Annotated in this window: 11 protein-coding genes and 1 pseudogene; 2 read left to right on the top strand and 10 right to left on the bottom strand. The window is 41.7% G+C overall.

The window, feature by feature from the left end; translation table 11 throughout:
* Positions 1 to 32: 32 nt before the first annotated feature.
* From MHB85_RS16275 to MHB85_RS16255, 5 genes and pseudogenes are all read right to left on the bottom strand, one after another.
* On the bottom strand, positions 33 to 1,718 hold the full coding sequence (locus tag MHB85_RS16275; RefSeq protein WP_341073236.1) for an extracellular solute-binding protein: 1,686 nt from the start codon (positions 1,716 to 1,718) through the stop codon (positions 33 to 35).
* A 46-nt stretch (positions 1,719 to 1,764) separates the two neighbouring features.
* Positions 1,765 to 2,571 (bottom strand): annotated as a pseudogene (locus MHB85_RS16270) (carbohydrate ABC transporter permease); the annotation flags it as partial.
* Positions 2,522 to 3,241, bottom strand: a complete 720-nt coding sequence (locus tag MHB85_RS16265) for an ABC transporter permease (RefSeq protein ID WP_341074236.1) — start codon at positions 3,239 to 3,241, stop codon at positions 2,522 to 2,524. The gene MHB85_RS16265 and the pseudogene MHB85_RS16270, both read right to left, overlap by 50 nt.
* 420 nt (positions 3,242 to 3,661) lie before the next feature.
* Positions 3,662 to 3,949, bottom strand: a complete 288-nt coding sequence (locus tag MHB85_RS16260) for a carbohydrate binding domain-containing protein (protein ID WP_341073235.1) — start codon at positions 3,947 to 3,949, stop codon at positions 3,662 to 3,664.
* 97 nt (positions 3,950 to 4,046) lie between these two features.
* Complete coding sequence (locus MHB85_RS16255) at positions 4,047 to 4,967, bottom strand: LysR family transcriptional regulator (protein WP_341073234.1); 921 nt, start codon at positions 4,965 to 4,967, stop codon at positions 4,047 to 4,049.
* Between the two features lie 101 nt (positions 4,968 to 5,068).
* Between MHB85_RS16255 and MHB85_RS16250 the strand changes: the two genes are divergently transcribed.
* Together MHB85_RS16250 and MHB85_RS16245 are read left to right on the top strand one after the other, a co-directional pair.
* Positions 5,069 to 5,959 (top strand): alpha/beta hydrolase, encoded by an 891-nt coding sequence (locus tag MHB85_RS16250; protein ID WP_341073233.1) that lies wholly within the window; start codon positions 5,069 to 5,071, stop codon positions 5,957 to 5,959.
* A gap of 536 nt (positions 5,960 to 6,495) precedes the next feature.
* The gene (locus MHB85_RS16245) at positions 6,496 to 6,786 is read left to right on the top strand and encodes an NAD(P)-dependent oxidoreductase (RefSeq protein ID WP_341073232.1); all 291 of its coding nucleotides are present in this window, start codon (positions 6,496 to 6,498) and stop codon (positions 6,784 to 6,786) included.
* 249 nt (positions 6,787 to 7,035) lie between these two features.
* On the opposite strand, the gene MHB85_RS16240 is transcribed toward MHB85_RS16245, so the two are convergent.
* From MHB85_RS16240 to MHB85_RS16220, 5 genes are all read right to left on the bottom strand, one after another.
* Positions 7,036 to 7,461 (bottom strand): MarR family winged helix-turn-helix transcriptional regulator, encoded by a 426-nt coding sequence (locus MHB85_RS16240; RefSeq protein WP_091020165.1) that lies wholly within the window; start codon positions 7,459 to 7,461, stop codon positions 7,036 to 7,038.
* Between the two features lie 98 nt (positions 7,462 to 7,559).
* A complete protein-coding gene (locus MHB85_RS16235) occupies positions 7,560 to 7,910 on the bottom strand; it encodes a DoxX family protein (RefSeq protein ID WP_341074235.1) in 351 nt (116 codons plus the stop codon).
* A 269-nt stretch (positions 7,911 to 8,179) separates the two neighbouring features.
* The gene (locus tag MHB85_RS16230; protein ID WP_341073231.1) at positions 8,180 to 10,114 is read right to left on the bottom strand and encodes a fructose-1,6-bisphosphatase; all 1,935 of its coding nucleotides are present in this window, start codon (positions 10,112 to 10,114) and stop codon (positions 8,180 to 8,182) included.
* Between the two features lie 256 nt (positions 10,115 to 10,370).
* Positions 10,371 to 11,087 (bottom strand): class I SAM-dependent methyltransferase, encoded by a 717-nt coding sequence (locus MHB85_RS16225; RefSeq protein WP_341073230.1) that lies wholly within the window; start codon positions 11,085 to 11,087, stop codon positions 10,371 to 10,373.
* 66 nt (positions 11,088 to 11,153) lie between these two features.
* Positions 11,154 to 12,062 carry a LysR family transcriptional regulator gene (locus tag MHB85_RS16220; RefSeq protein WP_341073229.1) on the bottom strand — a complete coding sequence of 303 codons (909 nt, stop codon included), beginning with the start codon at positions 12,060 to 12,062 and terminating at the stop codon, positions 11,154 to 11,156.

Here is a 12,062-nt window from a genome sequence, read left to right as displayed (position 1 = left end):
AAACTCCTTGTACATGAAGTGCGGTTCGTTTTTTATTTTATCGTGTCATACCATGCGTTTACTTCTTCCGTGATCTGTTTACCGCCAGAAGACATGTACTGTTGCACAAATGCATCAAAATCATCAATGGGTGCTTGGCCATAAATGATTTTATTCAACACTTCTTTTTCCAGCTTGCTCAGCATATCGCCTCGGGAAACTTGTGTTTTCGTGGGTACACTCGTGAACATCTCAGGCATGATAATATCTTTTTGGTCAATGACAATCTTGACGGCCTTAATCTGTTCAGGGATACGGTCTGCCAGGTTTTTCTCATACTGAGTGGTTGGTTCTTTGCCCCCTGCAAGTTCTGCCAGGGTATTCATCATCAGGTTAGGGATAATCGCGCCGTCAAACGTCAACGTATAACGGATCGCATCAATCCAGCCGCCAGGAATTTTGTCGCTTTGCAGTTCTTTATAGACGGTTCCGTCTGGAGCGATGTCATAATCATAACCTTTAGCAAATCCGTGCACGAACGTTGTGCTGTCCGGATTAGCCCAGTGATCAAACAAATAGTTCTGATATACAAAGAATGCATCTTTATGTTCCATATCCTTATTAATGAGAACGGCTCCTGTACTTATTGGCGTTCCATGTCGTCCCATCTTCCCGTCAGGGCCGGCCGGAAGTGGATATGCTTTATACTCAGCATCAGGCACGTTTTTTTGCAGATCCGGGAGCGGCCAGCCTGTCATCCAGTAAGGGCCAACGATTATACCGGACTTGCCTGCAGTAAACGCCTCCGTTGCTTTGGGCTCATCATAAAGTCCCGCTTCCTTATCAATGTATCCTTTTTCCATCCATTCTTTCATTTTCGTCAGTGCGGGTTTCATCTCTGGCTGGATGGAGCCGTAGGCAAGTGAACCGTCTGCGGCTTTGTTCCACTGATTAGGCATCGCTCCAAACATGCCAAAAATCCAGCCGGATTCCGACATCCAGGTGTTCAGATCATTCTTGAAACCTACAGACAGAGCCATCGTATCCTTCTTGCCGTTGCCATCCGGATCTTGATTGACGAAGGCATCCATTACCGTTTCCAACTCGGCTAAATTGGTTGGTGCTTTCAAGTTTAACTTCTTGAGCCAATCTTCCCGAATGTACATGACGGGATCATTATTGTAAGCGTTCTCCAGAATAGGAATAGCCATACGTTTGCCATCACGCATATACGGGTTCCATACGTTTGGATCTTCCGCCATCGCTTTTTTGTATACATCGGAGGCATATTTATCAAATAATTCCCCCGCATCCGTGAATTGACCCGATTCGATCAAATCACTGATTAGCGTAGAGTCACCACGGAAAGAGATAATATCCGGCATTTTCTGACCCGAGGTTAACATGAGACGAAGTTTGGTCTGGTACGCATTATTTTGTTCACTCACCGTCCATAAGTATTTAATATCGATCCCCAGTGTATCGTGAGCCCACTTCGTATGAACGTTATTTTCAATGTTTTCCCCATTTTTGAACTTCAAGCTGCTGGTGATCGGAAATACAGTCGAAATGGTAACCGGTTCAACATATTTACCATTTTCAAACGGAGCGGAATAAAATTCATTACTGTCGCTAGGCTTGTTCTCTGATGTCGATTCATTGCTGCACGCTGCGAGCACACCAGATAACATTGTGGCAGCCATCAATATGCGAAGCGGTTTTTGCCATGTTTTAAACATGTTGTCTCCCCCATATCATTCTAAATTGGTTAGATCTCAATCCGTCTTACTCTTTAACAGCACCAAGTACAATCCCTTTAACAAAAAAGCGTTGCAGTAAGGGGTATACAACCAAAATCGGTGCCATGCCAATGAATATCTGAGCTGCCTTGATCGTCCGTTGTGAGATGTTCTCCAGGTCTTCGGGCCGCACGGAAACTTTACTGAAGTCCTGCTGTACGATGATCGTCTGGAGGAAGGTGGCTAATGGATACTTTTCGTGATCCGTCAGGAAAATCAACCCATCGAACCAGGCGTTCCAGTGCCCTACCATGGAGAACAGGGAGAGTGTAGCGATGGCTGGCATCGACACGGGCAAAAAGACAGAGATCAATGTTCGAAAGTAACCCGCACCATCGATGAAGGCAGCCTCCTCCAGCTCTTTGGGAACGTTGCGGAAGAAATTCAATAAAAGAATCATGTTCCAGACAGATACCGCTCCAGGAAGGATAAGCACCCACATCGTGTTGAGTAAATTGAGTTTCTGGATAAGAATGTAGAATGGAATTAATCCTCCGCTGAACAGCATCGTAAATACAAAATACCAGGTGTAGATGTTACGTCGTTTGAAGCTGCGATTCTCCCGGGATAAAGGGTAGGCCGCCAGCGTGACAATAACCATACTCAGGATTGTACCCAGCACGGTTCGCTGTATTGCAATCCATAGGGAACGAAGGAAGTTCTCATTGGCCAATGTTTTCTCATAAGCATCAAGTGTAAATTCCACCGGAAAGAGTCCAACCAGATTCGCATTGGCAGCTGCTTTACCGCTGAAGGAGACTGCGAGAATGTGAATCAACGGGATTATACAGATTGAAAATCTGATCGAATCCTCCGTTCAGGATATTACCGAGGGACAACGTTCCTACAACAATCATGATGGGAATGAGAGCCGGAATCGTAATGGACCAGGTCTGCTGCCAGCGACTTGCTCCGTCCACCTCAGCTGCCTCGTACAGTGCTGGATTAATGCCTGCCAGCGAGGCAAGAAAGATAATGGCACCAAAGCCGAATTCCTTCCAAATATCACTTGTAACAACGACAATTCTAAACCAAGTGCCATCCCCAAGGAAAAAGATCGGTTCAAGACCAAACAACGCCCCAAGAAACTGATTGATCATACCTTTCGTTGCAAGCATGTCCAGCAAAATTCCGCCTAGTATGACCCATGACAGAAAGTGCGGCAGATAAACGAACGTTTGTATACTCTTCTTGAAGGTTTCCTTTCGTACTTCGTTAAGGAGTAAGGCAAAGATCAGCGGTGCAATCAGACCTCCAATCAGTTTCAAACCTGCAATAATCAGGGTGTTCCAGATCACCTGCACATTCTCCGGCATACTGAACAGGAATTGGAAATGCTCCAGTCCGATCCAGGAAGACTTTGCAAACCCGAGCCAGGGCTTATAATCCTGAAAAGCAATGACCAATCCGCCCATCGGTATGTACGCAAATATGAACGTCAAAATAACTGCTGGCAATAACATCAGATCCAGTGCCAGCGTTCGCCTGGAGCCTTTATTGCGTTTGGTACGCCGGGGACTCGGACGAATCACATCGACTTGGGTGGGTGTGGTGGCTTTGGCATTACTCATTCGTGTGCTCCCCCTCTTTCTCTATTGGTTTCAGAGACGTCAGCCAAGGTTCTGTTTAATCTCCGTAGGTTTAAGTATAGATTGGCTCCCTCCAAGTCAACATGATAAAACCATAGCTTCGATAACAAATTGTTAATATGACTTGTTGTTTGCACGAAAAGAACCCCCGTACATATGGATCGTTCTCTCCACAAGTACGAGGGTTCTGACTTTACAGTGATAACTAACGAAGATTTAATGTTTGTCTTTTCCTACAAAAGAGAGAATGCCATACGCTATCCTCAGAGATGTAAGGCGTTTCAATGAATAGTTTCAGCTCAGCAGGGTCATCGCTGTACTGGAATGTTCCAGTGACCTTATGCCAAGTATTCCATTGCGCTTTAGGGATCTGCAAGCTGCCGATCGAATTCCAGCTTTCGGCAGCTGAAGCAGCTCTTTCATCGAGAACATGGGTCCATGATAGGAGCGTTCACGGTTGGTAACCAACATGCTTGACTTCCCTTCATGTGCTTCCTTTTCTGTTACTGTGAGGTTTTCCGCACCAACCCGTGCAGTCCATCCCTGAAGTGTACCATCTTCAAAAAAACAAAATGTTATCATCTGCTATGTAGAGCGTCATAAACTATGCTGCATCAGAATGTCTACTACCGTTATTACTTAGAAATCGCATCGGGGATATCTCCTCCAGCTTCAAGAACTACGGGTGATCCAACGAAGAGCCTTTTGGGTTTTGCACGAGGTTAGCCAGCTTGGTTGTAAATTCTTCGACCATGTTAGAAAGTGGTTCATCTGTTCGTGTGATTCTCCCCAAGATGGCTTTCTCAGAGCTGAATTGTTGTAAAGGAACTGTTACGAATTGTTCACGATAGGTGGAAGACAACGCATTTAATATAAAATCTGGAGCAATCGTTATAGCATTGCCGTAAACAATCATTTGGCACAATGCATCGATGTTATTCGTGATCAAGGCGATACGGTTGGTAAGATTAGTGGAAATTAACGTATGAGCGATATTTTCAATATGTTCATCTTTGTATAAAACAAATACTTCATTGTGCAAGTCTTCAGGTGATATTGTTTTAAAAAAGCGTAATGACGACCGGTTGTTCATGATCAACACTGCGTTGCCTTCAACGATAGGAACCCATTTGAACAAATCGTCCTGTTGGCTTTTATTATATGAGAGTAATCCCATGTGCGCATAACCCTCTTGAACATGTTTCATCACCGTTAGTGTATCTCCTTCGATCATCTGAACTTTGAGTGTCGGATATGTATTCATCAGTTCCAACATGGTCTGCACCACTTGAGGAACAAATCCAGGAATGGTGGAAATCGTGATGCACACTGAGGATTCTTCCTTGAAACTGAGCAATGCACTCTGCATGTGTTCAATATTTTTGAGGACGGCTGCCGCATGCTGCAGAATAAGTTCTCCTTCTGCTGTTGGTACGACTCCTTTTTTAGTACGGTAAAAAATAACGGTATCCATCTCTTCTTCCAATTGTTTGACGGACTGACTAATCGTTGGCACGGTGAGATGATGCACGCTCGCGGCCTTCGTGAATGAACCCCACTGTGCAGCAGATAATAAATATTGCAACTGTGAAATATTCATTTCATCCCTCTTATCCTTAAAATAATATTTATGATACTAAATTATATTTAAATATATTTTATGATTGTATTCAAGTATTCTTTATATAGGAGGTCGATATGATGCGGAGTATACGAAGTTTCTTAGTCGAATTGTTGCTGAGAATGACCAAAAAGAAGCTTGATGTGAATGAGTTTATGGAGGAACGCGAAAAGAGTAACAGCATGCCCTATGAATTACCTGCCAAACTTAAGCAGAAGTATAATATTACCCAAGCACACAGTCTCCCGGTAGACACGTATATGTTGAAATCCAAATCTCGTTCGGACGAACGAGTTGTTCTGTATTTGCCTGGTGGAGGATATGTTGAGCAACCACTGACATGGCACTGGCATTTTTTACACAACTTAACGGAGCAACTACATTGCACGGTATATGCGCCAATTTACCCGAAAGCACCGAATTACCAGTACATGGATGCAATTGAGAGTGTTCTTAGGGTATATAAGCATGTATTAAAAATAACTGAACCGGAAAACATCGTCATAATGGGCGATTCTGCTGGTGGTGGTCTTTCCTTGGCTTTTGCACAATATTTATTAGAACAAGGATTGCCACAGCCCAAGGACATTATTCTGCTGTCTCCATGGCTTGATATTACATTAAGCAACCCTGAAGTAATCGCCATGATGGATAAAGAGCCGATGTTGAACTGGGACATGCTGGTTGAGTCTGGGAGAAGGTATGCAGGTGAAACTCCTCGCTCACACTACTTGCTCAGTCCGATTCATGGGGAAATTAAAAATTTGGGTAAAATTTCACTGTTTATAGGAACACATGAATTATTCCTTCCGGATGCCCGAAAATTCAAAGAAAAAGCTATCCGGCAATCGGTTGATATCAACTATTTCGAGTATCCCAAAATGAATCATGTCTTCCCCGTTTTTCCTATACCCGAAGCCAAAAAGGCGCTTAAACAGATGGTGGAGATTATCCAGAGTCGAGGTAAGTAGGAGCGATCGCGTTAGAAGTGAAGTGTAGATATCAAAAAATCAGCGCAAGAAAAGAGCAAGCCATCTTCTGGATGACCTGCTCTTTTTCTTCATTGTAGGTATCCTCATCAGGACATTGCCTAAGATAACAGGAAGGCAACAAGACAGCCTACTTCTTCAGGTTTACCAAAACGTCTTTTGAACCGTATCATCTACATATTTTTGAACAGCTTGCTTATCTGATACATCAGCAGTACGTAGAAGAACTTCAGTCTCAGGTGTAACTTCTAGAATCAAGTCTATTCGTAAATTTAATCCATTAATATTTTCTTGGCTTTAGCTCCACTATTAGAGTAATCAAACATTGACATACTCCCCCACTCACTGAAATCAGGAGCTATATTGTTATTCTAGAATCTTTTCCATACGATTAGCATGGGATAGATTATGAAAGGTGGTATAGATATGAAAATTCTCATCGTTGGTTATTTTAACGAAACTGCAAAATCAAATATTACAGCGTATTTTCCGCAAGACTGGAACGTTGGCATTGATTGATGGATGAGAATCAATTGGACTATACAGGGAGTGAGTTAAAGGGGAAAACGATTGGGATTATCGGTTTGGGCGCTATTGGGCAAGAAGTGGCTTCGTTTTGCAGGGTTTTTGATATGAATGTGCAGGCTTATGCAAGAAAAGCTGTTGTACAATCTGAGGACGTGGTGAAAATGACGGATTTCGATACACTTATAAGCACATCGGACATCGTCAGTGTACATATTCCCTTGAATCAGCAAATCAAGCAGCTCATCAACAAAAATGCATTCCCATACAGCCGGAATGCCTGATGGTCGGAAATTTCATAAAATAAGATATGATTTCTTTATAAATAATATAAAACGTGTAGAAAATGGTGAAGAGCCTGAAAGTAAATTCAATTAGATATTCACCTAACATTCGCCTGTTCATTTTCTTCAAGTTCCCAGGACTGCACCTACTTTGCAAATTGCAAGAAGAAAGCAGAGTCGCTTAAAGCCCCCCAAATATATGCTACAGCATGTATTTGGGGGGCTTTAATACCTAGCGTGTCAATTCGGTTAATCCTCTTGCACATTCATGTACAGTTTTTCTAATATTACTTTTAACTGTTTTAGTTCCTCCGGCTCTAACCCTCGTGTGACGTAATTATGAGCGTCTTTGACCGTTAACAACAACTGTTGCTTTACTTCTTCTCCTTTAGGAGACAAATATAAATGATGTGAACGCTTATCTTGATCATTAATCATACGTCGAACCATTTCTTTACGTTCTAACGAATGTATCATCCTCACGACAGTTGTTTGATCCCGATCGATTGCCTCTGCCAGCTCTTTTTGAGTCGTAGCTTTATCAATATCCATATAAAAAATAATACTCCATTGTTCAGGCGTGACCTTATAAGGTTTCAATTGTTTGATAAAATAATTTGTAAGCTTAAGATCAGTACGGTGAATTAAAAAACCAGTCACATCGTATAAGTCCATTGTTGTACCCTCATTCATCATGTTCTTACACCAATTATAGGTGATCTGAACGATTGTTACAAACTACTTTATATCGCCATCATGCTTAAATAAGTCGTTTAAAAGAAATGATACATCGACACCATCAAGCTAAGAACAAACAAAATGAGTGCAGGAATGGCCTTTTGTATGGGGTCTTTGGCTAAAACAATCAAGGTAAACGCCCCAGCAAGCATCGTTCCACCTAGAAGCACACCCGCCAAAAGTGCAAAAATAGGTATCCATATGCCAATGATCATACCAATGGCTCCCACAATCTCAAACGAACCGGTCAGAACATTAAAGTAAGAGGGCAATCCAAATCGTTTGAATTCGTCGGCCATTTTACCCGAAATAATTTTGCTTCCTGTGAATAGGAAAAAGAGACCTAAAAGAATCTGTAAAACGGTAATAAAAATGAACATAGCTATCCTTCTTTCATTAAGTTGTACATATAGGATTAATATATGCTATAGCATGTATTTTGTGTGATATGATTCAATTTGTCAACCTTTAAGAGATATTTAAAGTACACTAACTTCCTTTCAAAGGATACCACCAATCCAAAATTTACTCGTATTGAATTGATTGTTCATACAATGAAATTAATAATATCTGATGTCGATTAGAAAATTAATCACTTTCAAGTACATGCTATAACATATGCTTGAAAGTGATTTTAACGATCTAACCGCAATTCCTATTGAACAGGGTTACGATACTCCAGAAGGTCCTTCAAATTCGAGATTTTCTGCAGCAGCTTCTCCCCAACATTGGTTTCCTTCACCAGTTTCCGTTCCAGTTCTTTGTCCACCAGTCTTTTCACAGACAATACGTCCGTTCCGTTGCATAACACATCTTCTTTTGATTTAAATTTCTGGTGGGCGACGAGCTGCATGCCAAAAGAATTGTACAGCAAGGTATATCCGGCAATGCCTGTGGTGGATTGATAGGCTTTGGAAAAACCGCCGTCAATCACGATCATTTTTCCGTTTGCTTTAACAGGGCTCTCTCCACTTATTTCTTTGACTGGCGTGTGCCCGTTAATGACATGTCCATGATCCGGATTCAAATCAAACTCCTGCAAGATTCTTCGACAGATCTCTTCATTTTCACGTAAATGGTAGTAAGGATTTTTTTTCTCCTTATGTGCTTCTTTTTCTTGAATAAAATAACGTTCAAAAGTGGTCATTTCTCTCTTGCCAAAGAGTGAGGAACATTCCCCTGTCCAGATGTACCATACCATATCCGTCGCCAGATCTTCTGTTTCTTCCGGATGTGCAAAGGCGTAACGTAAATAATCCTCAAAAACATCAAGCAATTGACGGCCCGCATATGTCTTGTCTTCAATCTGCAATTCTTCCATATTTCCTTCTTCATCCAAAGGAATACAGCCGTGGATTAACAAATTCCCATTGTATTTTAAATAAAGACTACCCTTTTTCATGAGGAAATTCATATGTCTGGCCATCTTTTCGGAATGCTGAACGGAGAACAGCAGTTTTTCCATCACCTGGCGTTCTTCCTCCAGCAATTCTTCAGGCTTCTGCGGATTAACAGTGGTAAAACAGGTGTTTTCCAGCAGGTACGTTTTTCCGCAGATGTTGATTTCATTGTTGTCGTAATCAATCTGCTCCAGCAAAAGTCTTTCAGACATATTAAAGTATGGGCGTCTCTTGATAATCGGAATTTCAAGTTTAAACTGAATCATGGCAATGGCTTGGTGAATTTTGGTGATCTGCAGAATTTCCTGCTCCGATACATTATGGCCAGCCTGTAACTTAGGTCTGAAGGACGGATTGTCTTCATAATATTTCTCCGCCAGATTTAGCAGTGGGCGCAGATTGATTCCGTATACATCTTCAATGATGTCCAGATTGTCATATCTGGCGCAGATCCGAATAATATTCGCAAGGCAGACCAGAGAACCTGCGTAGGCTCCGATCCAGAGGACATCATGGTTCCCCCACTGTATGTCTACAGAATGATAGTTGATCAACGTATCCATAATTTTATCGGGGTACGGCCCCCGGTCATAGATATCTCCAACCACATGAAGATGGTCAACCACCAGGCGTTGTGTCGTATAAGCAAGGCCGATAATGAGATTGTCCGCCTGGCCCAAGGATATAATTTGCCGATATATTTCCTCGTAATAAGGATCCTTATTGTTGGTCGAATCCGTCTTGTATAAAAGCTCTTCTACAATATATACATATTGCTCCGGCAGAGCTTTACGCAATTTTGAGCGTGTATACTTGGAAGAGGCATAAGAAATAAGCTTAAGCATGTGTTCAATTGTTAGTCTATACCACTGGTTCAAAGCCTGTTTATTGCTCAGTTCCCCTATAACCAGCTGTATTTTTTCTTCCGGGTAATAAACCAATGCCGCAAAATCATGGATTTCTTGATCCGTCCAAGCTTCCCGGAATAATTCTTTGATCTTCTCTTTGACGGTACCCGAACCGTTTCGTAGTACATGCTGAAAAGCCTGAAACTCCCCATGCAAATCACTGACAAAATGCTCGGTTCCCTTCGGGAGATTGGAGATCGCTTCAAGGTTGATGATCTCTGTTATGATTTTTTCTTCCGTATCATATTTCTCGGCCAATAAATCTAGAAACTGCTCATCCAAAACAGATGTCCCCCTTCAAGGAAGTATGGTGTTGTGTAGCCGGGTCCAAAAGCTTTAGACCTATATAAAATTACACGCTATACTTGGTATTGATTATATGATAATTATCAGCATCGCCTTCCCCCATCATACTCCAGTTCATCATATATGAACAAATTCCATTGAATGGATTTGAATGAAATTTGTCTGTAGTTATTTTAGGAATAAGAATTGTGTTCAATGGGTACTTGTCCCTCAATATTTTCTTCACTAACTGCTATTTTACACAATGAAAAATAAACGATCTATTCTCAGAATTTGCTTGTTTAAATTCCCAATCACCATATGTTTTGATTTTTGAAAAACCGATTTGTTTCAGCGACTCATTGAATTCTTCTTGATTTCGAAACCTCAGCTGCATTTTTTCATGAACTAACACTTTGTCTGTTTTAGTATTTTTTACAATTTCATAAAAAGTGTAAATATCTCCCTCAAACCCTTCATATTCTGTATGAATTTCTAAAGGATCTCCGCTTAGTCTATCTTTAGCGAAGTCAGGAGTTTTGTCCTTCTCCCATTCTTCCCATACTTTTACCAAAGGGTTTCTTGTATCAAAAATAAAGTGCCCCCCCATTTTTAGGGATCGGAATATGTCTGAGATCACTCGCTTCCAACTATCATCTGTAAGAAATACCTGTGCAACATTGGCTGTCATAATCACCGCATCATAGGTATTGGTTTGTAAATCCGCACTATCGCCTATAATCCAATTCACATTTCCAGAATTATCTTTACTTCGCGCCATTTCAATCGCTTCTTCATTGGGATCTATAGCGGTAATTTTATAACCGCACTGAACAAGATGAGTAGTCCATCTTCCTGTTCCACAGCCCAGGTCAGCTATAAATTCTACTTTTTGTCTCTTTAACAATGCAAGGAAAAATTCATCGTCTTTTCCCCAATGGTTAATCTGGTCATATACTAATGGAATCATAAATAATATTTCCCCACTTTCAACAGCGTTTTACTGTGCTCAACAGTTTGATGTCTGGTACATAAGCTATACGGTTTTATTCTCACTCTGTGAACCAAAAACTTCCCTGGTTGCTTTTATAAAAGATAACATCATTGGTGAAATCCATTTGTCTTTATGCCACAACATCTGTGTATATACCTGCAAGTCCGGAATTTGCCAGGGGAGGACAACAAGTTCTCCACGTTCAACTTCAGATTCCGCGACGATCTCAGGAAGAAAGGCAATACCGATTCCTGAAATTGCACATTGTTTAATGGCTTCAGCACTTTGAAACTCTAAGTATGTAATGCTATCAATCCCCTCTTTCTCAAATGACCGATCAAACATCGTTCGATAGGGACAACCCCTCTCATTTGTCAGGAACACTTCTTCATGGAAATCTTCCAATTGCAGCACAGTTCGTTTGGCGAGTGGATGATCAGGAGCAGCTAACAATCGGAAATGTTCTTCCAGCAAAGGTTCCACGGAAAGTCCACTCGAGCGAATGGGTTCATCCAACATATAGACAATATCCGTGGTTCCCTCAAAGAGCGTTTGCTTGAGCTCTTGATTCGGAACTGAGCGGAAGATTAGACGAACTCCCGGATGCTGGGAACGAAACCGTTGGAAGACAGGTGGAAGCCGATAGGAGCAAATAACCTCATTTGCACTTATCGTTAAGATACCACTTAGGTTTTCATTATCATGGACAGCACTACGAGCTTCGTCCATTTTTTCAAGCACGCCTTGGGCGTGTGTTAAAAACCGTTTACCCGCAGTTGTGAGCGCGAGTTGCTTGCCCAACCGATCAAAGAGGCGAACACCTAGCTCATCTTCCAATGCTTTAATTTGCATCGTGACGTTGGAAGGAACGTAGCTCAGCGCTTCTGCTGCTCGTGTGAAATTCAACGTTGTTGCAACCGTACAAAACGTATTCAGTTGACGCAATTCCAT

The organism is Paenibacillus sp. FSL K6-4396, assembly GCF_038002525.1.
Classification (GTDB): Bacteria; Bacillota; Bacilli; order Paenibacillales; family Paenibacillaceae; genus Paenibacillus; species Paenibacillus amylolyticus_B.
Note: the sequence above shows the minus strand (reverse complement) of the source record. Positions and strands in the feature narration are given on the sequence as shown.